The organism is Antribacter soli, assembly GCF_021568775.1.
GTDB lineage: Bacteria > Actinomycetota > Actinomycetes > Actinomycetales > Cellulomonadaceae > Antribacter > Antribacter soli.
In genome coordinates this window covers 26,464-52,225 of record NZ_JAKGSG010000041.1, presented here as the reverse complement: position 1 = coordinate 52,225, position 25,762 = coordinate 26,464, and the positions used below count along the sequence as shown (strand labels likewise).

Here is a 25,762-nt window from a genome sequence, read left to right as displayed (position 1 = left end):
TGGAAACGTTGCCACGCCCAGGGACCCGGAATGGACGAAGCGTGCACTCTGGACAGCCGGCCGATGCGGGGGCCATCATGGTCGCGGTTCCGTGAATCCTTTCAAAGCCCGACGAGGGGCCGGGGCCGCGCACCACCACCGCTCAAGGACGAGATCACGAGGTGACCTGTGCAGCATCCCCTCGGGGCTCCCAGCCCCCTGCCCCCCAGACGAGCAAGCGCTTTCCGAGTGGCCGCCGGCAGAGCCGCGCGCGCCGTCGCGGCGGTCCTCGCGGCGGGTTCGCTCGCCGTGCCGGCCGGCGCCGCCGCTGCCGCGACGACACCGACGACATCGGCGCCCACGGCAACCGGCACGACCACGGCAACCGCCACGACCGCGGCCGCCGCCGTGCTCCCGGCCGCCGTCGCGCCGCTGACCTGGAGCTTCGACCTCGGCCCCGGCGCCGTGGCCGACGGGTTCACCGGGGTCCTCGACAGCTTCCGCTACTCCGCCGAGGCCGGTTACGGGATCGTGCCGGTGGACGGGATCTCGCCGATCTCGCGCAACCGCGGCACCACCGACCCGCTCACCGACGACTTCGTCCTGGCGACGGCGTGGGGCTTCGCGCTCGACGTCCCGGCCGGGACGTACGACGTGCGCGTCTGGTCGGGCGACAAGCTGGCCGGCACGAGCACCACGAGCACCACGATCGCCCTCGAGGGCACCACGGCCGGGACCATCCAGTCCCGCCAGGCCGTCACCGACGCGACGTACCGCACCGCGGTGACCGACGGGCAGCTCACCGTCGGCGTCACGGGCGTCGGCGCGGGCGGCTACGTCAACGGCATCGTCGTCACGCAGGTCCTGGAGGAGGAGCCCGAGGAGCCCGTCGGTTCCATGCCGGCGCCGCAGGCCCTGCGGACCGCCCACGTGGCGCCCGGCTCGGTCACGATGCGGTGGAACGAGGTCGCCGGCGCGAGCGGGTACGTCCTGAGCCGCGCCGAGTCCGTGACGGGCCCGTTCACCGAGGTCGCGCGCACGGCCGGCGACGTGTTCGCCACTGACGCGGCGGACACCGCCGTCGTGCACCACTACCGCGTGCAGGCGCTCGGCGCGGACGGCGCGGGCGCGCCGTCGGCGGCCGCCGTGGCCACGCTCGAGGGCGTCGCGGAGCCCACGCTGCCCGACGGCGGCGTGCTCGCCTTCGACCTCGGCTCCGGGGCGGTGGCCGGCGGCACCACCGGGATCGGCGCGACCACCGCGTACTCCGCCGCGAACCGCTACGGCTGGGTGAACACCGCCCAGGTCGCCGCGACGGACCGCGGCGGCGACGACGCGCTGCGCTCCGACTTCGTGACGGTGGGCGACACCGAGCTCGTCGTCGACCTCCCGGACGGCGACTACACGGTGAGCATCGTGGCGGGCGACCTCGCCGGCTCGACCGACATCGCGATCACCGCCGAGCAGATGGCCAAGGTGGCGCAGACCGCGCGGGGTGCGGGCGAGTTCCTCGAGATGTCGTTCGACATCGCGCTCGTGGACGGCCAGCTCAACCTCGACTTCGGCGGCACGGCCGCGAAGCTCGCCGCGCTGACGATCGCCCAGCGCTCCCCGCGCGCCCCGGGCACGCAGCCCACCATGTGGGTCACGGGCGACTCGACGGTCCAGACGTACACCGCGGACTGGGTGCCGCAGGCAGGCTGGGGCCAGATGATCGGCCGGTTCCTGTCCGACGACGTGACGGTCGAGAACAAGGCCATCGGCGGGCGCTCCTCGAAGAACTTCATCAGCCAGGGCCGCCTCGACGAGGTGCTGCGCCAGATCCGGCCGGGTGACTACCTGTTCGTCCAGTTCGGCCACAACGACAACTCGTACGGCGTGGACGACCGCTTCGCGGCTCCCGCCGACTACCGCAACTACCTGCGTACCTACGTGGACGGGGCCGTCCAGCGCGGCGCCACGCCCGTGATCGTCACGCCGGTGTCGCGGCGCAGCTTCAACGCGGAGACCGGGCTCTTCAACGTCTCGTTCCCGCAGTACGTGCAGCAGGCGAGCGAGCTGGCGGCGGAGACGGGGACGCCGCTGGTGGACCTCTCCGCCTCCAGCCGCGCCTACCTGGACGAGATCGGCCCCGAGGCCGCCAAGTCGGTGTTCCTGCACGTCCCGGCGGGCGTCTACCCGGGCCGGCCCAACGGCACCGTCGACGACACCCACTTCCAGGAGTACGGCGCCATCCAGATGGCCCGGCTCGTCGCGCAGGACGTGGCGCAGCTCGACGTCCCGCTCGCCGGGAAGGTCGTGCAGGCACAGCCCCCCGCCCAGGTGCCCGCCAAGCCGGCCGGCGTCGTGGCCGGCAGCATCTCGAGCTCGAGCGTCCAGCTCTCCTGGACCGCGGTCGAGGGCGCGGACATCTACAAGATCTTCCGCAAGGCGTCCGACGCCGGTGACGACGCCTGGCAGCTCGCCACGACGTCGACCCTGCCGCAGGCGGCGGTGAACGGTCTCGACGAGGGGGGCTCGTACGACCTGCGGGTGGTGGCGGTCAACGGCCGGGGCGACTCCGCGCCGTCGGACACCCTCCGCATCACGACGCGGTCCGCGATCTTCAAGTTCGACGTGCAGATCGCGGGCGCACCGGTGCTGCCGGGCTACACGGAGGCCAACGAGCGCTCGGTGTACTCGCCGGAGATCGGCTGGGGCTGGCTCGACCCGACGGGCCTGGGCGGTCGCGACCGGGGGATCGCCTTCGACCCGGCGCCGAACGCGCTCGAGCGGGACTTCCTGCTGCCGAGCCCGAGCCACACCTTCGCGATCGACGTCCCGGACGGCACCTACGCCGTCACGACCTACAACGGCGACTGGATCGGCACCTCGCGCTCGAACGTGCAGATCGAGGGTCGCGACTTCGGCTCCTCCAACGCCGGCCGGGGCTCGGTGAGCAAGAAGGTCAGCCAGCCGGTGGAGGTCACCGACGGTCAGATCAGCCTCGTCATGACCGGCACGTCGTCGCGTCTCAACGGCATCGAGGTCACCGCGCTGCTGCTCGCGCCGTCGGCCCTGAGCCTCGCGGGCCTCGGGATCGACGGCGCGGCGGCCCGGGTGGATCTCGCCTGGACGGGCACCGACGACGCCGTCGGCTACCGCGTCTACCGTCAGGCCGACGGCCAGCCCGTGCCCGTGGCGCTGGGGGACACCGTGGAGCCCTCGTTCACCGACGCCTCGGCGGACGTGGGCCAGGAGTACCGGTACCACGTGGTGGCGCTCGACCCGTCGGGCCTGGAGTCGGTCCCGACCGACGTCCTGACCGTCACCACCATCGACCCGTCCGTCCCCGTCACGACCGCACCGGCCGACCTCGCCGTCGGCGAGGTGGGCAAGAACCTCGTGCCGCTCACCTGGGACGCCGTGGAGGGCGCGCTGTTCTACCAGGTCTACCGGGCGGAGTCGGCCGACGGCCCGTTCCTCTACCTGGGCCGCGCGGCCGAGCCGCGCTACGACGACACCGACGTCCTGACGACGGTGCCGTACTTCTACCAGGTCACCGCGATCAACGCGGGCGGCGCCTCCGCGCGCTCGGCGGTGGCCGAGTCCCCGGCGCCGACCCGGCTGGTCCGCCAGGCCGAGCGGATGGACCGCTCGGCGGTCGCGGTCGCCCTGGACGACGGCGTCTACGTGGGCTGGCGCCTGCTCGGCCTCGACCCGGAGGAGATCGGCTTCCACGTCTACCGCGACGGCACCCGGATCACGGACGAGCCGGTCACCGGCAGCACCGACCTGGTGGACCCGTCCGGCACGACGTCCTCGACGTATCGCGTGAGCACGGTCCTCGACGGCATCGAGCGGTGGGCCACCGCCGACTTCGAGCCGTGGGACTCCCAGACGCTCGACGTGGCGCTGGACAAGCCGGCGGACGCCTACGGGCGCGACGGCCAGCCGTACACGTACCGGGCCAACGACGCGTCGGTGGGCGACCTCGACGGCGACGGCCGGTACGAGATCGTGCTCAAGTGGGACCCGTCCAACTCGAAGGACAACTCGCAGGCCGGCTACACGGGCAACGTGTACGTCGACGCCTACGAGCTGGACGGCACCCGGCTGTGGCGCCTCGACCTGGGCCGCAACATCCGTGCGGGCGCGCACTACACCCAGTTCCAGGTCTACGACCTGGACGGTGACGGCGACGCCGAGGTGACGATGAAGACCGGGGACGGCACCGTGGACGGCGCAGGCACGGTGATCGGGGACGCCCGCGCGGACCACCGGAACTCGTCGGGCTACGTCCTGACGGGGCCGGAGTACCTCACGGTCTTCGACGGGCGGTCGGGCGTCGCGCTCGACACCGTCGACTACATGCCGGTGCGCGGCGACGTCGGCGCCTGGGGCGACACCTACGGCAACCGCGTGGACCGGTTCCTCGCGGGCGTGGCCTACCTCGACGGCGAGCACCCCAGCGTGATCTTCAGCCGTGGCTACTACACGCGCACGGTGATCGCGGCGTACGACTTCGACGGCACGGACCTGACCAGCCGGTGGGTGTTCGACACCGACAAGGCCGGGAGCCAGTACCGCGGCCAGGGCAACCACGGCTTCGAGACGGCCGACGTGGACGGTGACCAGAAGGACGAGATCGTCTTCGGCTCGCTGACGATCGACGACGACGGGACGGTCGCCTACAACACCGGCCTCGGCCACGGCGACGCGCTCCATGTGACCGACCTCGACCCGGCGCGCCCGGGCCTCGAGGTGTTCGCGGCGCACGAGGACATGGGCTCGTCGGGCAATCTGGGCGCCACGTTCCGGGACGCCAGGACCGGTGAGGTCCTGTGGTCGATCCCGGCCACGAAGGACACGGGCCGCGCCGCCGCGGGCGACATCGACGCCCGGTACCCCGGCGCGGAGGGCTGGGCCGTGGGCGGCGACGCCGCCTGGAACTCCCGGGTGGGCGAGATCCACGCGGCGTCGGGCGAGCTGATCGGCTCCGTCATCCCGGCGGCAAACTTCCTCACCTGGTGGGACGGCGACCTCGTGCGGGAGATCGGCGACCACGACTACGACGCGACCACGGGCACGGGCGTGCCCACCATCGCGAAGTGGGACGGGGCGTCGGGCACGGCGACCGAGCTCTACCGGGCCACGGGCACGCTGTCGAACAACAGCACGAAGGGCACGCCGTCGCTCCAGGCCGACCTGTTCGGCGACTGGCGCGAGGAGCTCGTCACCCGTACGGACGACTCGACCGCGCTGCGGATCGCGACCACGGTGATCCCTGCCGAGCACCGCCTGCGCACGCTCATGTCCGACCCGGTGTACCGGCTCGGGGTGGCGTGGCAGAACACCGGCTACAACCAGCCGCCGCACACGTCCTACTTCCTGGGCGACGGCATGGCCACCCCGGTGGCCCCGCGGCTCGCGCTCACCACGCCCGAGACACCGGGCGAGCGGGTGCCCGGGCCGGCCACGGCGGCGCCCGGCCGGATGGTGCTCCGCAGCGACAACTGGGACGGCGACGGCACCTACACGGTCAAGGCCGACCTGTGGTGGGGCCAGAACGGACACACCGTGACGCTGCTGGAGGACGGCGCGCCCGTAGCGACCCGCGACCTGGTCGACGTCACGCCGCGGGCCCAGCACGCGTCCTTCGTGGTCTCCGGCAAGGTGAACGGCACGTACGAGTACACGGTGGTGCTCACCAACCAGCACGGGTCCACCACGAGCAAGGTGCTCACCGTGAAGGTGAAGAGAGCGGTCACGTCACAGCTCGCACCGAGCTGACACTCGTTGAGTGCGGGGTTTCTGTCGGGCCCGGGCGTCCCCGACCCAACAGAAACCCCGCACTCAACGGTGCGCCAGGACCTGACACGACCGAGTGACGGACGTCCCATCAGGCCCCGTCCCCGGGCGCAGGTAGGGTTTTCGCATGCGCATCGTCGTGACCGTGAAGTACGTCCCCGACATCAACACCGAGCGGGGCTTCGAGGATTGTCGCGTCGTGCGCTCTCCCGCCGAGGGCACGCTCAACGAGCTGGACGAGAACGCGCTCGAGGCCGCGCTCCAGCTCGTCGAGGCCGCGGGCCAGGGCGAGGTGGTCGCGCTGACGGTCGCCGCCCCGGACGGGGACGTCGCGCTCCGCAAGGCCTTCCAGATGGGCGTCACCCGCGGCGTGCGGGTGTCCGACGACGCCCTGGCCGGCTCCGACTACTTCGGCACCGCCGCGGCGCTCGCCGCCGCGGTGCGGAAGCTGGAGGAGGAGTCCCCCGTGGACCTCGTGATCACGGGCATGGCCGCGCTGGACGGGCTCGGCTCCGTGGTGCCGGTCCTCCTCGCGGCGGAGCTCGGCCGCCCGGCGCTGCACCTCGCGAAGAAGCTCGCGGTCTCCGGCGGCACGGTCACGGTCGTCCGCGAGGCGGACGACGTGACGGAGGAGCTGTCCGCGCCGCTGCCCGCCGTCGTCTCCGTGACGGACACCGCGAACCGGCCGCGCTTCCCCAACTTCAAGCTCATCATGGCGGCGCGGACGCGCGAGATCGAGGCGTGGACGGCCGCCGACCTCGGCCTCGACCCGGCGACCGTCGGGGCCGCCGGTGCCCGCACGCAGACGGTGTCCGCCGCCCCCCGCCCGCCGCGCCCCGAGACGCAGCTCGTCACCGACAAGGGTGACGGCGGCGTCGCCCTGGCCGAGTTCCTGCTCCGCAACGACCTTGTCTGAAACAACCTCGCCCGAGAGGCCGCGCACCATGACCAACCGCACGATCCTGGTCCTCCTGGACCCCGCGACAGAGGTCCGCACCGGCGTCCTGGAGCTGCTCACCATCGCCCGCGGGCTCGGTCGCGTCGAGGCCGTGTCGCTCGAGTCGCCCACCGTGGAGGCCCTGGCGCAGCTCGGGGCGTACGGCGTCGGGACCGTCCGCCAGGCCGAGCTCCCGCCCGCGCTGCACGGCGACGAGCGGCACCTGCCGGCCGTCGTCGCGGCGGCGCTCGCGGCGGCGGTGCGCCGCGCGGACGCTGACGTGGTGCTCCTGCCGACGTCGTTCGCCAACAAGGAGGCCGCGGCCCTCGCCGCCCACCACCTCGGCGCCGGCCTGATCATCGATGCCGCGGCCGTGAGCGAGGACGACGACCGCCGCGTCGTCGGCTCCAAGCGGGTGTTCGCCGGGTCGTGGGACACGGCCTGCGCGGTGACCACCGACGTCGCCGTGATCACCGTGCGTGCCAACGCCGTCGTCCCCGCCGCCGCCGAGGCGGCCGTGGAGCCGGTGGTCGAGGGGTTTGCGGTCCAGGTCCCCGAGCTGCCGGTCACGCTCGTCTCGCGGACGGTCAAGCCCCGCACCAGCGGGCGGCCGTCGCTGGAGGAGGCCGCGGTCGTCGTGGCCGGCGGCCGGGGGACCGGGGGCGACTTCGGCCCGGTCGAGGACCTCGCCGACGCGCTCGGCGCCGCGGTCGGCGCGTCCCGCGACGCGGTGTTCGAGGGCTGGTGGGACGCGTACATCGGCCAGACGGGCGTCACGATCGCGCCGCGCGTCTACATCGGCGCAGGCATCTCGGGCGCGCCCCACCACCGCGGCGGCATGCAGGCCGCGCAGGTGATCGTCGCCGTCAACAGCGACCCCGAGGCGCCGATCTTCGAGATCTGCGACTTCGCCGTCGTGGGCGACCTCGCCGACGTGCTGCCGCAGGCCGCGGCCGAGATCCGCAAGCACAAGGGCTGAGCCCGTGCTGCGCACCCCCGTTCGGCACCTCGTCATCGGTTCGGCACCTCGTGCTGCCGAACCGATGACGTTGTGCCGCACCCAGGTGCGCGCATGAGCAGCCCGGGACCTCTGGTTCCGGCGCGGGGCCCGCTCTCGCCGGACGAGCGGCGTCGTGCCTCGCGCCACCTCCTGCTCGACGGGTTCGGGCCGGCCGCGCAGGAGCGCCTCGCCGGCGCCCGCGTCCTCGTCGTCGGCGCCGGCGGCCTGGGGTCCGCCGTGCTGCCGTACCTCGCCGCCGCGGGCGTGGGCGTCCTGGGCGTGCTGGACGACGACGTCGTGGACGCCTCGAACCTGCAGCGCCAGGTGCTGCACGGGACGGCCGACGTCGGCCGGGCCAAGACCGCCTCCGCCGCCGACGCGCTGCGGGCGCTGCGCCCCGCGCTCGAGGTCGTCGAGCACCGCGAGCGGCTCGACGCCGGAAACGCGCTCCGCCTGCTCGCCGGGTACGACGTCGTCGTCGACGGCTCCGACACGTTCGCCACCCGCTACGCCGTGTCCGACGCCGCGGCCGCGCTGGGCCTGCCGGTCGTGTGGGGCACGGTGCTGGGCTGGGACGGGCAGGTCGCGGTGTGGTGGTCGGCCGCGCCGGGCGGGCGGGCGATCACCTACCCGGACGTGTTCGGGCCGCAGCCGCCCGAGGGGGAGTCCTGCGACACGGTCGGGGTGCTGGGCCCCGCGTGCGGGGTGGTCGGTGCGACCATGGCCGTCGAGGTCGTCAAGCTGCTGACCGGCACGGGCGACGTCGCCCTGGGGCGGCTCCTCGTCTACGACGCCCGGACGTCGGCCTGGGACACGATCGAGCTCGCCGAGGTAGAACCGCACGAAGAAGAACGTGCCGAGGCCGTGCCTGCCGAGGTAGGACGCCCGGAGGGCGACCTGGTGCACGCGGGCGACCCGTCCGGCGTCGGACAGGAGCTGGTGCTCGACGTCGGGCTGCGCCCCGCGGGCGTGCCCGGAGCCGTCCACGTGCGGCTCGAGGACCTGGCGGCGGGCCTGCTGCCGGCCGAGCTGCTGGCGCACCCGGCGGGCGCGCCCGTGGTCGTGGTCTGCGAGATGGGCCTGCGCTCCCGCGGCGCCGCCGCGCTGCTCGCGGCCGAGGGCTGGAGCCACGTCACCAGCCGCGCGCTCCGCGAGGCGTGACGACCGCTCCGGCGCGCGACCTCGTGTGTGACAGCGATCACGTCCTGGTCATCTGGTGTTCACCTGGACGTACCGGGCCTTTCGTCACGAGGTCATCGCTCGCTCCTAGCGTCGGCAGCGTCCGACCCCCCAGGCAGAACCGGAGTCCTCCGATGACGATCGCCCCAGATCCGCGCCCGCTGCTCGAGCTGGCGCCGTATGCGCGCGGCAAGCGCAGCCCGGTGACGTGCCGCCTCAAGTGTGCCGACGCGTGCTCGCATCCGGCCTCCAACCAGTCCGCCAACGAATACTTCCGTGACGTGGCGAGCGCCGCCCTGTCCCGCCGGGCGATGCTGGGCGGCATCGGCGCCGCCACGGCCGCCGTGGTGATCGGCTCGCAGGTGGCCGGCGCGCCGTCCGCCGCCGCGTCCGCCGCCGCGCCGCTCGGCGCCGCCTGGCCAGGCGAGTCGAAGGGCCTCGCGTTCGGCCCGATCGCGTCGCAGCCGGCCGTGACCGACGCGCTCGTGGTGCCCGAGGGCTACTCCTGGAGCCCGATCATCCGCTGGGGCGACCCGATCCTCCCGGGCGGCCGCGCGTTCGACCCGCGCACCCAGTCGCCGGAGCAGCAGGCGCTCCAGTTCGGCTACAACGTGGACTACCTGGACATCCTCCCGGCCGACCCGGCGCACTGCCAGGCCCGCGGCTGGCAGTCCGGCAGGGGTCCGGGCCGCGGCACGCGGGGCATCCTCGTGAGCAACCACGAGTACACCAACCCGGGCATCATGTTCGACGTGTCCTACGACGCGCCGACGAAGCGCGCGATCGAGCGCGCCGCCCACGGCATGTCCGTGGTCGAGGTCCGCCGCGAGGGCAAGGGCAAGCCGTGGTCGTACTCGCGGATCAGCCCGCTGAACCGCCGCCTGCACCTGGGCACCGAGTTCGTGATCGACGGCCCGGCAGCCGGGTCGTACCTGCTGCAGACCGTCGCGGACCCGACCGGCACGCGCGTCCTCGGCACGCTCAACAACTGCGCCGGCGGCACCACCCCGTGGGGAACCGTGGTCTCCGGCGAGGAGAACTTCAACGGCTACCTGCGCGTGAACGGCAAGGACCCGCGCGACGCCCGCTACGGCCTGCGCAACTCCGCCACGACCTACGGCTGGGAGAACGACGACCCGCGCTTCAACGGCAACAACGCGGGCTACGAGAACGAGTGCCGCCGCTTCGGCTGGATCGTGGAGCTCGACCCCTACGACCCCTCGGCCGCCCCGGTGAAGCACACGGCGATGGGCCGCCTGAAGCACGAGGGCGCGAACGTCATCCTGTCGGCCGGCAGGCGCGCCGTGGCCTACATGGGCGACGACGAGGTCTTCGACTACGTCTACAAGTTCGTCTCGGCCGGCACCATGCGTGAGGGCAGCACCGCCGAGGCGCGCGCCCACAACAAGACGCTCCTGTCGGAGGGCGACCTGTACGTGGCGCGGTTCCACGGGAACTCCGCGGGCGAGATCGACGGCACGGGCGCCGTGCCGTCCGACGGGTCGTTCGACGGCACCGGCGAGTGGGTGGCCCTGGTCAAGGACGGTGTGTCGCAGGTCCAGGGCATGACGCTCGAGGAGGTGCTCGTCTTCACGCGCCTCGCGGGCGACGCGGTGGGCGCCACCAAGATGGACCGCCCGGAGGACGTGGAGCCCAACCCGGTGACGGGCCGCATCTACGTGGCGTGCACCAACAACTCCTCGCGCGGTGGCTCCCGTGGTGCGGCCGACGAGGCCAACCCGCGCAACACCAACCGCGACGGCCACGTGGTCGAGATCATCGAGGACGGCGGCGACCAGCTCGCCACCACGTTCACGTGGAACCTGCTGCTCGTGGCCGGCGACCCGTCGGTGAACGGCTCCACGTATTTCTCCGGGTTCCCGGCGGACAAGGTCTCGCCGATCTCCTGCCCGGACAACCTCGCCTTCGACGCCGAGGGCAACCTCTGGATCTCGACCGACGGCCAGCCGTCCTCGATCCAGAAGTGCGACGGCCTGTTCAAGGTGCCGCTCACCGGCTCCGAGCGCGGCCACGTGCAGCAGTTCCTGTCGGTGCCGGCGAACGCGGAGACCTGCGGCCCGCTCGTCGACTCGCGGGACGAGATGGTCTACGTCAACGTGCAGCACCCGGGTGACGACGGCACCTTCGCGGCGCCGACGTCGTTCTTCCCCGACTACCTCTCCGCGGACGAGACGGTCCCCGCGGGCGCGTTCCGCGGCCCGCGCCCGTCGACGGTCCAGGTCTTCAAGACCTCGAACGCCCCGCAGCCGGGCACCTGGACGGGCCCCGGCCCGTCGCCGTACCCGGGGGGCGCGGGGGGGGGGCCCCGCGGGGCCCCCCCCCCCGCCGCCCCCCACCCCCCGCCCCCGGGATGAACGGGCATCCCCGCGGCGTTCGTAGACTTGATGACCGTGACACCGCCCCTGCCCGGCACCTCGGCCCCCGTGGCCGAGCCCGCCGGCGCCTACCTCGACCACGCGGCGACGACTCCCATGTCGCCCGCGGCGCTCGCCGCGTTCGTGGGGGAGGCGCAGCGCACGGGCAACGCATCGTCGCTGCACTCGGCGGGCCGGGCGGCCCGGCGTGCCGTGGAGGAGTCCCGCGAGACGGTGGCCCGCGCGCTCGGTGCCCGCCCCAGCGAGGTGATCTTCACCGCCGGCGGCACGGAGTCCGACAACCTGGCGATCAAGGGGATGTTCTGGGGCCGTCGCACCCAGGACACGCGCCGCACCCGCATCCTCGTCTCCGCCGTCGAGCACCATGCCGTGCTCGACCCGGCGTTCTGGATGGCGGGTCACGCGGGCGCGGAGATCGTGCTCCTGCCGGTCGACGGCGACGGTCGCGTCGACGTGGACACCCTGCGCGCGGAGCTGGCCGAGCACGCCGACGAGGTCGCGCTGATCTCCGTGATGTGGGCGAACAACGAGGTCGGCACGCTGCAGCCGGTGCGCGAGGTGGTGCGCGCGGCGCGGCCGTACGGCATCCCCGTGCACACGGACGCCGTGCAGGCGGTGGGGCAGGTCGAGGTCGACTTCGCCGCATCGGGAGTCGACGCGATGACGGTGACGGGGCACAAGGTGGGCGGGCCCGTCGGCGTGGGAGCGCTCGTCGCGCGCCGCGACCTCGCGCTCGAGGCCGTGCTGCACGGAGGCGGGCAGGAGCGCGGGGTGCGGTCGGGCACGCTGGACGGCGCCGCCATCGTCGCGTTCGCCGTCGCGCTCGAGGAGACCGTCGCCGCGCTGCCGGAGCGGGCGCCCCGCCTCGCCGCCCTGCGGGACCGGCTCGTCGAGCAGGTCCGCCAGGCCGCGCCGGGCGCGGTCCTGCGCGGCCCTGACCCCGCGTCGGGCGACCGCCTGCCCGGCAACGCGCACTTCACCTTCCCCGGCGCCGAGGGCGACTCGCTGCTCTACCTCCTGGACTCCGCGGGCGTCCAGGCGTCCACCGGGTCGGCCTGCCAGGCGGGTGTCCCGCAGCCGTCGCACGTGCTGCTCGCGATGGGCGTGCCCGAGGCCGAGGCCCGCGGCGCGCTGCGCTTCTCCCTCGGCGCGACCTCCACGCAGGCGGACGTGGACCGGCTCGCGGCCGCGCTGCCGGGGGTCGTCGCCCGCGCCCAGGCCGCTGGACTGGTGTCCGGTCGCACGATGGGTGGTGCCGCGTGAGGGTCCTGGCAGCGATGTCCGGCGGCGTGGACTCGGCGGTCGCGGCGGCGCTCGCCGTGGAGGCCGGTCACGAGGTGGTCGGCGTCCACATGGCGCTGTCCCGGAACCGCGACCAGTTCCGCACCGGTTCGCGCGGCTGCTGCTCCATCGAGGACGCGGGCGACGCACGCCGCGCGGCCGACGTCCTGGGCATCCCGTACTACGTCTGGGACCTGTCCGAGCGCTTCGAGGACACCGTGGTCTCCGACTTCCTCGCCGAGTACGAGGCCGGCCGCACCCCCAACCCGTGCGTGCGCTGCAACGAGCACATCAAGTTCGAGGCGCTGCTCGACAAGGCGACGGCCCTCGGGTTCGACGCCGTCGCGACCGGGCACTACGCGCGGGTCGTCGACGCGCCGCACGGGCCTGAGCTGCACCGGTCGCCCAACGAGGCCAAGGACCAGTCGTACGTGCTGGCCGTCATGGGGCCCGAGCGGCTCGCGCGCGCCGTGTTCCCGCTCGGCGGGTACGCGTCCAAGGACGAGGTGCGGGCCGAGGCCGCCCGCCGCGGCCTGTCCGTCTCCGCCAAGCCCGACTCCTACGACATCTGCTTCGTGGCCGACGGCGACACCCGCGGCTTCCTGCGCTCCCGCCTCGGGTCGCGGCCGGGCGCGGTCGTCGACACGGACGGCAACGTCGTCGGCGAGCACGACGGCGCCTACGCCTACACCGTGGGCCAGCGCAAGGGCCTCGCCCTCGGTCGCCCTGCCGCCGACGGCCGCCCGCGGTACGTCGTGGACGTGCAGCCGACGACGAACACCGTCGTGGTCGGACCCGGCGAGCTCCTGAGCGTGGACAGGATCGCGGGTGACAGGGCCGTCTGGTTCTCGGGCGCGCTGCCCGACGACGGCTGGTTCGACGCCGAGATCCAGGTGCGCGCGCACGGCAGTCCGGTCCCCGCGCGGGTCCGGGCGGTGCCCGACGGGCTGGAGGTCGAGCTGACGGGCGAGCTGCTGCGGGGCGTGGCGGCCGGGCAGTCGGTGGTCGTGTACCGCGGCACACGGGTGCTCGGCCAGGCGACGGTCTCGCGCGCGTGGCGGGGCCGGGTCGCCGGCTGACCGTCGTGCCGGGACTAGCGTGTGCGGCATGACGGTGGAGGGAGAGAGATGACGACGGTCAGCGGGCACGGGCCCTGGCCCGGCGACGAGCGTGACGTCCTCGAGGCGCAGCAGGTGGTGCTCGGTGACCTCTCCGAGGTGCCGACCGGGGTCGACGCGCTGCCGTTCCTGGTGCAGCTCCCGGAGCGCGGCCCGGGTGCGGACGCGATCGGGCGGTCGGCGGCGCTGCTCACCGGGATGCCGGTGGAGCTCGGGCCGCACGGCTGGAAGCTGACGGACCGCGCGGGCATGGACGAGCGGCGGGCCGACACGTTCCGCCGCGAGGACCTCGGTGCCCTCGCGATCGCGGCCTACGGGTACGAGGGTCGGCTGACGGTCGAGGTCACGGGTCCGTGGACGCTCGCGGCCGAGCTGTGGTCCCTGCGCGGCGACCGCGTCCTGGGGGACGCCGGCGCCCGGCACGACCTCGCCCTCGCGCTCGCCGAGGGCGTGCGACGGCTCGTCGCGGAGGTGCGCGAGCAGGTGCCCGGGGCGGAGCTCGTCGTCCAGCTCGCGGAGCCGCTGCTGGGGCAGGTGCACGCCGGGGTGCTGCCGACGTTCTCCGGGTACTCCCGGCTGCGCGCGGTGCGCGGCCCGGAGATCGTCGAGGGTCTGGAGCCGGTGCTCGCCGCCGTCCGCGACGTCGGCGCGCGCTCCGTGGTGCACCTCGGCGCGACGTGGGTGGGCGTCCCGCCCGTCGCCCTCGCCGGGGCCGACGCGCTCGGGCTCGACGTCGCCGCGCTCGGCCCCGGCGGCTGGAACGAGCGCGCGTGGGAGCTCGTGGCCCGCGCCGTCGAGCGTGGCATGGGCCTGTGGGCGGGGCTGCCGCCGGTCAGGGTGTCGCAGTGCGCGGGCCCGGCTCTGGGCGAGCTCGTGTCGCTCGTGGGCGAGCCCTGGCGCCGGGTCGGGCTGCCCGCCGCGGACCTCGACGCCGTGACCCTGCTCGCCGCTCCCCGCCAGCGGCTCGGCTCCGTGGACGATCACCGCGCCGAGATCGGGAACCTGGGCCGCGTGGCGGAGGCGCTCGCTGAACGCGCGACGGCCTGACCGGCCGACACCTCCGCCGAGATGGTCGATCCGTCGGACGAACCGACTACCTCGACCAGATGTCCCCGCACCGATCAGCGACCCAGGCGCTGCCAGAGGAAGGTCCAGTGCGTCGCCGCCATGTGCGCCGCCTGAGCGTTGTTCGCCGCGCCGCCGTGCCCGCCCTCGATGTTCTCGTAGTAGGTCACGTCCTTGCCCGCGTCGAGCATGAGCGCGGCCATCTTGCGGGCGTGGCCGGGGTGCACGCGGTCGTCCTTGGTCGACGTGGTGAACAGGACCGGCGGATACTCCCGCTCGGCGGCGTACAGGTGGTACGGGGAGTAGTCCCGGAGGAACTCCCAGTCGTCGGTGTCCGGGTCGCCGTACTCCGCCATCCAGGACGCGCCGGCGAGCAGGTGCGAGTACCGCTTCATGTCGAGCAGCGGCACGCCCACGATGACGGCCCCGAACAGATCCGCGTACCGGGTCAGCATGTTGCCGGCGAGCAGCCCGCCGTTCGACCGGCCCTCCATCCCCAGCCGTGACGGCGAGGTGATGCCCCGCGCCACGAGGTCGCGCGCGACGGCGGCGAAGTCCTCGTAGGCCTTGTGCCGCTTCTCCCGCAGGGCGGCCTGGTGCCACGCCGGCCCGTACTCACCGCCGCCGCGGATGTTGGCGACGGCGTACACGCCGCCGCGCGCGAGCCACGCGCGCCCGACGGTGCCCGAGTACCCCGGAAGGATCGGGTGCTCGAAGCCGCCGTACCCCCACAGCAGGGTCGGCGCGGGGCCGGCCTCGCCCGACACGAGCTCCGCCCGGCCGACGACGAAGTACGGGACGCGCGTGCCGTCGTCGGACACCGCGAAGTGCTGCCGGGCGACGAGGCCCTCGGCCTCGAAGAAGGCCGGGGCCCGCTTGAGCGCCTCCACCTGCGGGTCGTGTCCGACGCCGGTCGCGAGCCCCAGCGTGGACGGCGTCAGGTAGCCGGTGGTCACGACCCAGACGTCGTCGGTGCCGACCGGGTCGACGGCGCCGACGCCGACGGAGAGGAGGTCGCCGCCGAGCGGTAGCTCGCTGCGGGTCCAGGGGCCTCCGGCGGGCAGCTCGGGCGGGGTGAGCACGTGGAGCCGGTTCTGGACGTCCTCGAGGACGTTGACGACCAGGTGGTGCCGGGTCCACGTGGCGCCGACCAGGGAGGTCGTCGGCGTGGGCGCGAACAGGACGGTGAGGTCTCGCGAGCCGGCGAGGAAGTCGTCGAAGGGCGCCGCGAGGAGGGATCCGGCGCGGTAGGTGCGCCCGGCCACCTCCCAGTCGTCGCGGAGCTCGACGAGCAGCCACTCGCGGTGCAGGCCGACCTCGGCCGACAGCGGCACGTCGATCTTCGTGAGCACCTGCTCCGGCGTGCCCGGGTCCGTCACCAGGTACGTCTCGCTCCGGTAGAACGCGATCGACCGGGTGACGAGGTCGCGCTCGAACCCGGGCGTGCGCGACCGCCGGGCCGCGATGTACATGTCCTCGTCGGTGCCCTCGTACACGGTCGCCGCCTCGGCCAGCGGCGTGCCGCGGTGCCAGAGCTTGACGACCCGCGGGTATCCGGACGGGGTGAGCGTGCCCGGGCCGAAGTCGGTGAAGACGTACACCGAGTCCGCGTCGCGCCAGCCGAGCCCGCCCTTGGCCTGCTCGCGGCGGAAGCCGCCCTCGCTCTCGGGGACGAACCGCTTCTCGACGAGGTCGAGCTCGCGCGTCACGTCGCTGTCCGACCCGCCGGGGCTCAGGCTCACGAGCGCCCGGCGGTACGGCTCGCCCGCGGCGAGCTCCGCCTCGGTCGGGCGCAGGACGCTCGCCCCGTGCCACACCCAGGACTCGCCCTCCTCGGCGGCGAGCGCGTCGAGGTCGAGCACGGTCTCCCACTCCGGGTCGTCGGTGCGGTACGAGCCGAGCGTGGTGCGGCGCCACAACCCGCGCTCGTGCGCGGCGTCCTGCCAGAAGTTGTAGTAGTGGTCGCCCACCTTGGCGACGTGCGGGATCTTCGCCTCCGAGTCGAGGACTTCCCGCACCTCCCGCTCGATCGTCGCGAACTGCTCGCCGCCCAGGGCGGCGGCGGAGCCGGCGTTGCGCTCGCGCACCCACGCGAGCGACTCGCCTCCCTCGACGTCCTCGAGCCAGGCGAAGGGGTCCGGCACGGCGGGGTCGAGGGGTGTGGGCACGACGCCGGAGCTCGCCCCGGGCGTGAGATGGGTGGTGGGCGCACTGGTGGGCTCGGCACTCATGCCCAGCACCCTACGCGCCGGGTGAGCGACGCCCGCTGCGTCGGTCCGCCGGGCCCTCGAGTGACCGGCGCGCCGTCGCCGAATAGCGAATGCCCTCGGATAACCTCGGGTGACCAATTCTTGGGAAATATTCTCCATCTTCGGGGCTGAAGATCCTTCACCTACCACATCGTGAGGGCTTTCGCCCGGAGCGCCGCCTGTGGTAGAAAACCATCCCGAAGGGGTCATTCGCCCTGTTCAGTCGCGTTCGCGGAGAAGTTCGCGCGATCTTCACGGCAATTCCGCACCGTGGACGCGGTTCCGACGACTCACACATGGGGGGACCGGCTCGGTGAGCTCGATGTCTTCTACTCCGCCGAGCGGGTTACGCCAGGTCGCGCCCTGGGTGAGCGTCGTCGGCGTCCTCGCGTACGTCCTGGTGGCGCCCGTGCTGTACAGCAGCACCACCTTCCCCGGCTGGATCGCGTGGGTGGTCGGCATAGCAGCCGTGCTGCTCGCGGTGGCCGCCGCCCTCGTCTCCGCACGCAGCGCCGCTGTGGACCAGCAGGAGCACCGGCAGCTCGCCCGGACGGCGCGTGAGCTCGACGCCCGTTCCGACGCCCGCCGGGTGGCCCTGCGCGCCCTGGTCGAGGAGCAGCTGCCGGCGTTCCTCGACAGCACGCCCGCGCCGCCGCTGCCGCAGGTGGACGACGACGCGGCCCGGACCAGCCTGTCCACCGCAGCCACCGCCCTCGCCCGCGTGCAGGACGAGCGACTCGCCCGCCGGGACGCCGTCCAGGTCGCGGTCGTCGCGCTCGGCCGCAAGGTGCAGGCGTCGGCCCACCGCATCCAGGAAGAGGCGGCCCGCATGGTGCAGCGCCACCCCACCGACCCCGACATCCTGCAGACGTCGATGCGCGTCGACCATGCGGCTGCCCAGCAGGCGCGACAGGCCCAGAGCCTCGCCGCCCTGTGCGGCGAGTGGCCGGGCCAGCAGTGGAACGAGCCGCTGGCGCTGCCCGACGTCGTCAAGGGTGCCGCCGGCCGCATCACCGCCTTCCACCGCGTGGAGGTCTCCGGCGACCCCGGGGTCGCCGTCTCCGCCCGTGTGGTCGAGCCGCTGATCCACCTCGTGTCGGAGCTCCTCGCGAACGCGACCCAGTCCTCGCCGCCCACGACGCAGGTGCTCGTGTCGCTGCGCCAGGTCCAGCGTGGCGCCGTCGTCGAGATCGACGACTGCGGCGTCGGCCTCGACACGAAGCAGCTCGACCAGGCCCGCGACATCGCGTCCGGCAAGAAGGCCGTCAGCATCGTCGACCTGGGCGAGATCCCGCAGACCGGCCTCGCCGTGGTGGGCACGTACGCCCGTCGGCACGGCTTCCGCGTGGACATCACGGAGTCGGTGTACGGCGGCCTGCGTGCCATCGTCATGATCCCGGCCGAGCTCACGGAGGCGCTGGTCCCGGCCGGCATGCTGGCGGGTGCCGTGCCGTCGCCGGCCGCGCGCGCCGCGAGCGTGCCGACGGTGCCCACCGTGCCGGCCGCACCAGAGCCCGCGCCCACCCCGGCCGTCCGCACCGCCGTCTCCGTCGTGGAGCCGCCCGCAGCGACAGACCCTTTGACCGACGATGCCTGGCCGGCGGAGGCGCCCGTCGAGACGCCCGTCGCCGGTGTCGAACGGCCGCCCCTGCGGCCCGGGCGGACCAGCCCGGTCGACGACGAGTTCCCCGAGCCGGCCGCGCTGCCCCAGCGGCGGTCCCGGAGGGGCGAGGCGGAGCAGCCGGCCGACCCGGCTCCTCCCGCCCGGCCCGCGCGGACGCAGAGTGCCGAGGAGGCCGGCCAGTGGATGGGCGCCTTCTTCAGCACCAACAGCGGGCGGCTCGAGGACGCATCACACAGCACGTCGGCGACGGACGCTGACGAGACTTCGGAGGACCGATGACCACCCAGGCTGACACGACGACCCAGGCCGACGAGAACAGCTGGATGCTCGAGCTCATCCGTGGCGTGCGCGGAGTCCGCCACGTCGTGGTGCTCACCTCGGACGGTCTGCTGAAGGTCCGCACGGACAACACCCCGCTCGACGTGGCCGACAAGGTCGCGGCGGCGTGCGCCGGCCTGGTGGCCCTGGGCATCGGCATGAGCCGCGAGTTCGGCACCGGCGACTCGATCCGTCAGGTCATCGTCGAGTACGACGGGGGCTTCCTCTTCGTGCGCGGAGCCGGTGACGGCTCGCGCCTCGCCGTCGTGACCGAGTCGACGATCGATCCGGCGCTCATCGCCCAGCAGATGCAGGCACAGGTCCTGATGATCGGCGAGCGCACCCTCGGGACGGAGCAGCTCGCGCAGTGACATGACGCCGACGACGGCTCAGGGGCGACCTGCCATCCGCAAACGGGGAGAGGAGATGAGGCCATGACCGAGGAGTACCGCGACCACCCGGTCCGCTCGTACGTGCTGACCTCGGGGAGGGCGCACCCCACGCGCAACACCCTGCGCCCCGAGACGCTGCTCGTCGCCGTCGACGGGCGGGCCGTGCCCGCCACGCTGAGCCGGCCGCAGCGGGAGCTGCTCCGGCTGTGCAGGGGCACGCTCGCGCTCGCCGAGGCCGCGGCCTACCTGGCCATGCCGGTCAGCCTCGTCGCCGTCATGGTCTCCGACCTCGTCGACACGGGCCACCTTACGATCCGTTCCAACCATCAGGCGCACGTCCTGCCACCCCGGGACGTCCTGGAGAAGGTGCTCGATGGACTCCGCAACCTCTGACCAGACCTCCAAGCCGGGCCAGCACCTCGCACCGACCATCACGCGCTCGGTCAAGGTCCTCGTCGTGGGCGCCTTCGGCGTGGGCAAGACCACGCTGATCGGCGCCGTCAGCGAGATCGAGCCGCTGCGGACCGAGGAGATGATCACCACCGCGAGCGTGGGCGTCGACCCCGTGGACGGCCTGCAGGGCAAGACCACGACCACGGTCGCGATGGACTTCGGCCGGGTCACCCTGAGCCCGGAGATGGCGCTGTACCTGTTCGGCACGCCGGGCCAGCGCAGGTTCTGGGACCTGTGGTCCGGCCTGGCCGACGGCGCCGTGGGCGCCCTGGTCATGATCGACACGCGCCACCTCGAGGACAGCTTCGAGGTGCTCGACCAGCTCGAGCTGCGCACCAAGACGCCGTTCGCCGTCGTGGTGAACCAGTTCCCGGACGCGCCCAAGTACCCGGCCGAGCGCCTGCGCGCCGCTCTGGACCTGCTGCCCCAGACGCCGATCGTCGTGTGCGACGCGCGCGACCGCACGTCGGCGGTGAACGCCCTGATCACCCTCGTCGAGCATGCGCTGACCTTCCCGATGTTCCAGAAGGTCCTGGCGTGACGCAGGCCGACCTGGGCAGCCCACGCCTGGAGGACCTCTCCGGGCTGGTGCTCCTCGGCGAGGCGACCGCCGCCGCAGACCCGCGCGCGGTGTACCGCCGCCTGGCCCTCGAGTGGGGTCCGGTCGCCCCGGTCGAGCTCGAGCCCGGCGTGCCCGCGTGGCTCGCGATGGGCTATCGGGAGATCGTCGAGGTGCTCCGCAACGAGGCGGTCTTCTCGAAGGACACGCGGAGCTGGCGCTGGTTCGCGGAGGGCAGGATCGCCGCCGCGACGTCGCCGGTGGCGGCGTTCCTCGCCCCGCGCGACAACGCGATGTTCACCGACGGCAAGCACCGCGAGCGGCTGCGCGCGGCGCTCGACGACGGCTTCGCGAACCTGGACGAGCTCGCCGTCGGCCGCGCGCTGCGCGCGCTGTGCGACAGCCTGCTCGACGACCTGGTGAGCCGGGGCGAGGCGGACCTCGTCCGGGAGTACGCCGAGATCGTGCCGGTGCTCGCCGTCGGCGCGATGCTCGGGCTGAGCCCGGACGCCGCGCGGTCGATGCTGCCGCACGTACGGGCCGTGTTCGCCGGTGGTCCGGGCGTCCGGCCCGCGGCGAGCGCGATCCACAGGACGTTCGTCGAGCTGTCCGCACGCGCCCGGACCAACCGTGCCATGGCCATCCTGCTGCGCGACGATCCGGGACCGGTGCGCGACCTCACCGAGGCGCTCGTGGCGCACCCCAACCTGGAGACCGACGTCGAGGTCTCGAGCTCCCTCGCGATGACGCTGATCTCGGGCTGCCAGATGGAGATCGCGTGGATCGCGCAGACCTTCGAGCTGGTGCTCACCGACGCGGAGTTCGCGGGCCGGGTGCGGGGCGGCCGGCTCGGCCTGGACGACGCGCTCGACGAGGTGCTCTGGCGCGAGCCCCCGAGCACCAACCTCGCTCCCCGCTTCGCGACGCACGACGTCGAGCTCGGCGGCCTGCGGGTAGCGCAGGGCGACGCGGTCGTCCTGGGCATCGCCGCCGCGAACGCCGCCCAGGAGCAGGCGGTCGCCGACGACCCGTGGGCGGGCCTGGGGAACCGCGCGCACCTGACCTGGGGGGCGGGACCGCACCGCTGCCCGGCCGAGCGGTCGGCGCGGTTCATCGCGCGGATCGCCGTCGAGCGGGCCCTCGCGCGGTTCGAGGACCTGGAGCTCGCGATCCCCGCGGAGTCCCTGCGCCGGGTCCCGACACCGTGGACGCGGCACTCGGTGAGCCTGCCGGTCCGGTACGCACGGCCGGTGGTGTTCGAGCAGTACTGAGAGGGACGGGACGGAGAGGACGCGCGATGGAGCGAAACGAGCTGCCGACGCGGCACGACCTGGAGGCGGTCGGGTACGAGCTGCCCGTGGACGAGCCTGCGGGCCGCGACGTCGCGCCCCCCGCCGGGCAGCCGGACGACCGGTCCGGCGAGCCGGTCCGCCTCGCCGACCTGACCGGGCTGACCGCCCTGGTCGAGACGACCGACACCCGTGACCCGCAGGGCGCCTACGCCCGGCTGCGCGAGCAGTGGGGCGCCGTCGCGCCCGTCGAGCTGGAGCCCGGCATCAACGCCTGGCTCGTGCTCGGGTACTCCGAGCTGCGGGACGTGTCCCGCAACGACCGCTGGTTCTCCTCGGACCCGTCGAACTGGTCCGTCCACCGCGAGGGGCGCACGGCACAGGACCCGCACCTGCACGCCAGGATGGCGCCGGAGCCGCACAGCGCGAGCCGGAGCGACGGTACCGAGCACAGGCGGCTGCGCGCCCCGCTCGACGAGGGGCTGGCGAAGCTCGACGAGCACTCGACCGCCGACATGATCCAGCAGATGTGCACCTCGCTCATCGAGCGGTTCGCGGACCGAGGGTCGGCGGACCTCGTCGCCGAGTACGCGAACGTCGTGCCGCTGCTGGCCGTCGCCGGCATGGTCGGGCTGGACCGCATGCAGCAGGCGCAGTTCATGGAGCTCACCATGACCATGACCGGCGGCGGCCCGGCCGCGGAGCCGGCGCGCCTGCAGCTCCTGCGGATGATGGCCGACGTGGCGCACTCGCGGCTCGAGACGCCCGAGCGCGACCTGGCCAGCACCCTCGTGCACCACCCGAACCTGCACGGCGACGACGAAGTTGTCGCGTCGATGATGCTCGTCTTCACTGCCGGGCACGACCTCACGATCGCGTGGGTGACCAACACGCTGCGGCTCATGCTGGCGGACGCCCGCTTCGCGGGTCGTGTGCTCGGCGGTCGGCTCGGCGTGGAGGACGCGCTCGAGGAGGTCCTGTGGCGCGACCCGCCCATGGCCAACATGCCGGGCCGGTACGCGCTCACAGACTGCGTGCTCGGCGGCCGGCTGATCAGCAAGGGCGACGCACTCGTGCTGAGCTTCTCGGGTGCGAACAACGACCCGAGCGTGCATACCGGCGACCCGTGGGAGGAGTCGGGCAACCGAGCCCATCTCGGCTGGGGCGTCGGCGCGCACGCCTGCCCGGCGCCTCGGCACGGCCGGCTCATCGCCCGCACGGCCGTCGAGACCGCGCTGCACCGTCTCGAGAATCTCCGTCTCGCCGTGCCGGTCGAGGAGCTCCCGCTCCTGGTCCGGCCCTGGTCGAGGTACCCGAAGAGCCTTCCGGTGACGTTCCGCCCGCAGGGGGTGGGGGCGGTGGCCACCGGGCCGACGTCGGTGGCGCCGCCGCCGACGGACCTGAACCTGACGAAGGAACCCCTGTGACCGCGATCGACGACACGCTCGTCCAGCTCTCCGACATCCCCGAACGCACGCCTCTCGTCGCGCTGACCGGCGCCGCGGACATGCACGCCGCGCTTGCCGAGCTGCATGCCCGCTGGGGCCAGGTCGCACCGGTCGACCTCGAGCCCGGCGTCCCGGGCTGGCTGGTCATGGGCCATCGCGAGCTGTGCGACGTGATGCGCAACGAGGGTCTGTTCTCCCGCGACCCCAGGAACTGGCGCTGGTACTACGACGGCATCCTGCCGCTGGACTCGGGGCTGCGCTCCATCTTGTCCACCGGACGGCGCGCCGCCTACTACTCGGACGGCCCCGAGCACCGGCGGCTGCGGGCCCCGCTCGACGACGCCTTCTCCTCGATCGACGAGCAGCGCACCGCCGCGATGGTCCGTGCGGTCTGCAACGGCCTCATCGAGCAGTTCGGCGAGCGGGGACGGGCGGACCTCATCTCGGAGTACGCCGTCGCCGTGTCCTTCCTGTCGGCGGCCGGGATGTTCGGCTTCCGGGAGCAGGACGGCATGGCGCTGCTGCGCTGCGTCGGCGAGATCTTCGGCCATGGCGGGGACCCCGTCACCGGCCTGGCGGAGATGGACGCGATCGTCCTGGCGCATGTCACGGAGCGGCGCGCCCGCCCCACGGAGGACCTGACGAGCGTGTTCGTGGCGCACCCGAACTTCGAGGACGACGAGGAGATCGTCCACTCGATGGTGGTAGGGATCTGCGCCGCCAACGAGATGCTCGTGTCCTGGATCGCGGCGGCGCTGCGCCTGATGATGACCGACCCGCGCTACACCGGCCGCGTGTCGGGCCCGCGCCGCGGGCTCGACGACGCGCTCGACGAGACCCTGTGGCGTGAGCCCCCGATCGCGAGCCTGCCGGCCCGGTTCGCGCTGACCGACTGCGAGCTGGACGGCAAGCTCATCCGCGAGGGCGACGCCCTCGTGATGGGTGTCGCCGCGGCGAACGCCGACCCGCGCGTCCACTCGGAGGACGAGTGGTTCGAGACGGGCAACCGCTCGCACGTCTCCTTCGGCGTCGGCCCGCACGCCTGCCCGGCTCCGCGGGCCGGCCGCCTCATCGTGAAGATCGCGGTCGAGAGCCTCGTGCAGCGGCTCGACCTGCGGCCGGCCGAGCCGGACGTGGCGTGGGCGCCGTCGCCGTGGTCGCGGTATCCCGCGGTCATGCCGGTGGTCTTCACGCCGACGTCGGGCGCCGTGCGGGTGCGACGTCGGCCGGACGGGGTGTGACGATCCGTCGCTTGTCCAATGATGAATGCGATATGTCCGGGATGTGGCTGACACGTACCGTCCGGACGGTACGGTTCCACCCACCGACGACTATCGACGAGTGACGCCGGTTGCCCGCGCACACGCAGGGCCGGCACGGACAGGGAGTGACGGTGGCGACGACGTTCCGCGAGCGGCTGGAGGACATCCCCGACCGGGTCCTGCTCGCCGAGACCACCGGGGTCGCGGAGCCCCACGCCCTGCTCGAGGAGCTGCGGCAGCAGTGGGGGCCGCTTGCCCCGGTGGACCTCGAGCCGGGCGTGCCCGGGTGGCTCGTCCTGGGCCACCGCGAGGTGGGTGCCGTGCTGCGCAACGAGCTCGTGTACTCACGCAGCTCGCGGGCCTGGCGGTACGTCGCCGAGCGGCGCCTCGCGCCGGACTCCGGCCTGCTGGCGCTGCTCGCGCCCCGGGAGAACGCCTACTACCTGGACGGCAGCCAGCAGCGCCGCCTGCGTGCCGCGCTCGACGACGCGTTCACGGGCCTCGACGAGGCGCGCCTGGCCCGGACGATCGCGGTCACCGCCGACGCCGTCCTGGACAAGCTCGTCGCCCGCGGCGAGGCCGACCTGGTGCGCGAGTACGCCGTCCCCGTGACCGTGCTCGTCCTGGGGGAGATGCTCGGGCTGAGCCTCACGGACTCCCTGCGGATGCACGACCTCGCCGAGGCCAAGCACCGCAGCCTGGCCGACGCGCGCACGGCGTCCGACGAGCAGCTCGTCCTGCTCATGGAGCACGTTGCCGCGCACCGGGCCGAGCCGCGCGACGACCTCACGACGGCCTTCCTGGACCACCCGAACCACGTCGACGACTTCGAGGTCCAGGCCGCCGTCGCCCTCGTCTTCGACATCGCCCACGACGCGGAGATCGCCTGGATCTCGAGCACGCTGCACCTCATCCTCGAGGACCCGCTGTTCGCGGCCCGCGTGCACGGCGGCCGCCTCGGCCTGGAGGAGGCGCTCGAGGAGTCGGCGCGGGTACGGCCCCCGTTCGTCAACGTCCTGCCCCGTTTCGTCCTGCAGGACACCGAGCTCGGCGGCCGGCACGTCGCCCGCGGCGACGCCGTCGTGCCGTCCCTCATGGGGGCCGGCACGGACCAGGCCGCACTCGGGACGGGCGACCTGTGGCTCGAGGCGGGCAACCGCTTCCAGCTCACCTGGGGGGCCGGGGGCCACACCTGCCCGGCACACCGCGCCGGAAGCCTGATCGGCCGCATCGCCGTGGAGGCGGTGCTGCACCGCATGCCCGGCATGGCTCTCGCGGTCCCGGCGCAGGACGTCCGGCTGACGCCGTCGCCCTGGGCCCGGTACCCGACGAGCCTGCCCGTCCGCCTCGCCGTCCCGGACGACTTCTAGCGGCCCGATGGCGGACGGGTCGCCTCAGGAGGCGGCCCGTCCGCCGTCGGGCG

At 73.6% G+C, this 25,762-nt stretch carries 17 protein-coding genes; 16 read left to right on the top strand and 1 reads right to left on the bottom strand.

Annotation, left to right across the window (positions count from 1 at the left end; translation table 11 throughout):
- Positions 1-228 precede the first annotated feature (228 nt).
- The 8 genes from L1785_RS23260 to L1785_RS15100 all read left to right on the top strand — a co-directional run bounded on the left by L1785_RS23260 (position 229) and on the right by L1785_RS15100 (position 14,727).
- A complete protein-coding gene (locus L1785_RS23260) occupies positions 229-5,751 on the top strand; it encodes a rhamnogalacturonan lyase family protein (RefSeq protein WP_308113343.1) in 5,523 nt (1,840 codons plus the stop codon).
- A 145-nt stretch (positions 5,752-5,896) separates the two neighbouring features.
- The gene (locus tag L1785_RS15130) at positions 5,897-6,685 is read left to right on the top strand and encodes an electron transfer flavoprotein subunit beta/FixA family protein (protein WP_236090106.1); all 789 of its coding nucleotides are present in this window, start codon (positions 5,897-5,899) and stop codon (positions 6,683-6,685) included.
- A gap of 28 nt (positions 6,686-6,713) precedes the next feature.
- The gene (locus L1785_RS15125; protein ID WP_236090105.1) at positions 6,714-7,685 is read left to right on the top strand and encodes an electron transfer flavoprotein subunit alpha/FixB family protein; all 972 of its coding nucleotides are present in this window, start codon (positions 6,714-6,716) and stop codon (positions 7,683-7,685) included.
- 93 nt (positions 7,686-7,778) lie between these two features.
- On the top strand, positions 7,779-8,867 hold the full coding sequence (locus tag L1785_RS15120) for a HesA/MoeB/ThiF family protein (RefSeq protein ID WP_236090104.1): 1,089 nt from the start codon (positions 7,779-7,781) through the stop codon (positions 8,865-8,867).
- Between the two features lie 152 nt (positions 8,868-9,019).
- Complete coding sequence (locus L1785_RS15115; RefSeq protein WP_236090103.1) at positions 9,020-11,260, top strand: PhoX family protein; 2,241 nt, start codon at positions 9,020-9,022, stop codon at positions 11,258-11,260.
- Positions 11,261-11,290: 30 nt separating this feature from the next.
- Complete coding sequence (locus tag L1785_RS15110; RefSeq protein WP_372461873.1) at positions 11,291-12,544, top strand: cysteine desulfurase family protein; 1,254 nt, start codon at positions 11,291-11,293, stop codon at positions 12,542-12,544.
- Positions 12,541-13,641, top strand: a complete 1,101-nt coding sequence (gene mnmA, locus L1785_RS15105; RefSeq protein ID WP_236090102.1) for a tRNA 2-thiouridine(34) synthase MnmA — start codon at positions 12,541-12,543, stop codon at positions 13,639-13,641. The genes L1785_RS15110 and mnmA overlap by 4 nt, the downstream gene beginning before the upstream one ends.
- Before the next feature lie 48 nt (positions 13,642-13,689).
- Positions 13,690-14,727, top strand: coding sequence for a uroporphyrinogen decarboxylase/cobalamine-independent methonine synthase family protein (locus L1785_RS15100; RefSeq protein ID WP_236090101.1), 1,038 nt, complete (start codon positions 13,690-13,692; stop codon positions 14,725-14,727).
- A gap of 74 nt (positions 14,728-14,801) precedes the next feature.
- Here L1785_RS15100 and L1785_RS15095 read toward each other — a convergent pair whose 3' ends face one another.
- Positions 14,802-16,976 carry a prolyl oligopeptidase family serine peptidase gene (locus L1785_RS15095; protein ID WP_236090100.1) on the bottom strand — a complete coding sequence of 725 codons (2,175 nt, stop codon included), beginning with the start codon at positions 16,974-16,976 and terminating at the stop codon, positions 14,802-14,804.
- Positions 16,977-17,316: 340 nt separating this feature from the next.
- On the opposite strand from L1785_RS15095, the gene L1785_RS15090 reads away from it, so the two are divergent.
- From L1785_RS15090 to L1785_RS15055, 8 genes are all read left to right on the top strand, one after another.
- Entirely contained in the window at positions 17,317-18,897 is a 1,581-nt protein-coding gene (locus tag L1785_RS15090) for an ATP-binding protein (RefSeq protein WP_236090099.1), read from the top strand.
- The gene (locus L1785_RS15085; protein WP_236090098.1) at positions 18,894-19,307 is read left to right on the top strand and encodes a roadblock/LC7 domain-containing protein; all 414 of its coding nucleotides are present in this window, start codon (positions 18,894-18,896) and stop codon (positions 19,305-19,307) included. Before L1785_RS15090 ends, L1785_RS15085 begins: the two co-directional genes overlap by 4 nt.
- Positions 19,308-19,370: 63 nt before the next feature.
- Positions 19,371-19,721, top strand: coding sequence for a DUF742 domain-containing protein (locus L1785_RS15080; RefSeq protein ID WP_236090097.1), 351 nt, complete (start codon positions 19,371-19,373; stop codon positions 19,719-19,721).
- Complete coding sequence (locus tag L1785_RS15075; protein ID WP_236090096.1) at positions 19,702-20,322, top strand: GTP-binding protein; 621 nt, start codon at positions 19,702-19,704, stop codon at positions 20,320-20,322. Before L1785_RS15080 ends, L1785_RS15075 begins: the two co-directional genes overlap by 20 nt.
- A complete protein-coding gene (locus L1785_RS15070; protein ID WP_236090095.1) occupies positions 20,319-21,611 on the top strand; it encodes a cytochrome P450 family protein in 1,293 nt (430 codons plus the stop codon). Before L1785_RS15075 ends, L1785_RS15070 begins: the two co-directional genes overlap by 4 nt.
- 26 nt (positions 21,612-21,637) lie before the next feature.
- Entirely contained in the window at positions 21,638-23,056 is a 1,419-nt protein-coding gene (locus tag L1785_RS15065; protein ID WP_236090094.1) for a cytochrome P450 family protein, read from the top strand.
- Positions 23,053-24,318 carry a cytochrome P450 gene (locus L1785_RS15060; protein WP_236090093.1) on the top strand — a complete coding sequence of 422 codons (1,266 nt, stop codon included), beginning with the start codon at positions 23,053-23,055 and terminating at the stop codon, positions 24,316-24,318. Before L1785_RS15065 ends, L1785_RS15060 begins: the two co-directional genes overlap by 4 nt.
- 152 nt (positions 24,319-24,470) lie before the next feature.
- Positions 24,471-25,709, top strand: coding sequence for a cytochrome P450 family protein (locus L1785_RS15055; protein WP_236090092.1), 1,239 nt, complete (start codon positions 24,471-24,473; stop codon positions 25,707-25,709).
- Positions 25,710-25,762 lie beyond the last annotated feature (53 nt).

Bases quoted from the DNA above. Each gene is read 5' to 3' on its own strand.
- L1785_RS15130 (WP_236090106.1), top strand. From the start codon at position 5,897: ATGCGCATCGTCGTGACCGTGAAGTACGTCCCCGACATCAACACCGAG.
- L1785_RS15125 (WP_236090105.1), top strand. From the start codon at position 6,714: ATGACCAACCGCACGATCCTGGTCCTCCTGGACCCCGCGACAGAGGTC.
- L1785_RS15120 (WP_236090104.1), top strand. From the start codon at position 7,779: ATGAGCAGCCCGGGACCTCTGGTTCCGGCGCGGGGCCCGCTCTCGCCG.
- L1785_RS15115 (WP_236090103.1), top strand. From the start codon at position 9,020: ATGACGATCGCCCCAGATCCGCGCCCGCTGCTCGAGCTGGCGCCGTAT.
- L1785_RS15110 (WP_372461873.1), top strand. From the start codon at position 11,291: ATGACCGTGACACCGCCCCTGCCCGGCACCTCGGCCCCCGTGGCCGAG.
- L1785_RS15100 (WP_236090101.1), top strand. From the start codon at position 13,690: ATGACGACGGTCAGCGGGCACGGGCCCTGGCCCGGCGACGAGCGTGAC.
- L1785_RS15095 (WP_236090100.1), bottom strand. From the start codon at position 16,976: ATGAGTGCCGAGCCCACCAGTGCGCCCACCACCCATCTCACGCCCGGG.
- L1785_RS15090 (WP_236090099.1), top strand. From the start codon at position 17,317: ATGTCTTCTACTCCGCCGAGCGGGTTACGCCAGGTCGCGCCCTGGGTG.
- L1785_RS15085 (WP_236090098.1), top strand. From the start codon at position 18,894: ATGACCACCCAGGCTGACACGACGACCCAGGCCGACGAGAACAGCTGG.
- L1785_RS15080 (WP_236090097.1), top strand. From the start codon at position 19,371: ATGACCGAGGAGTACCGCGACCACCCGGTCCGCTCGTACGTGCTGACC.
- L1785_RS15075 (WP_236090096.1), top strand. From the start codon at position 19,702: ATGGACTCCGCAACCTCTGACCAGACCTCCAAGCCGGGCCAGCACCTC.
- L1785_RS15065 (WP_236090094.1), top strand. From the start codon at position 21,638: ATGGAGCGAAACGAGCTGCCGACGCGGCACGACCTGGAGGCGGTCGGG.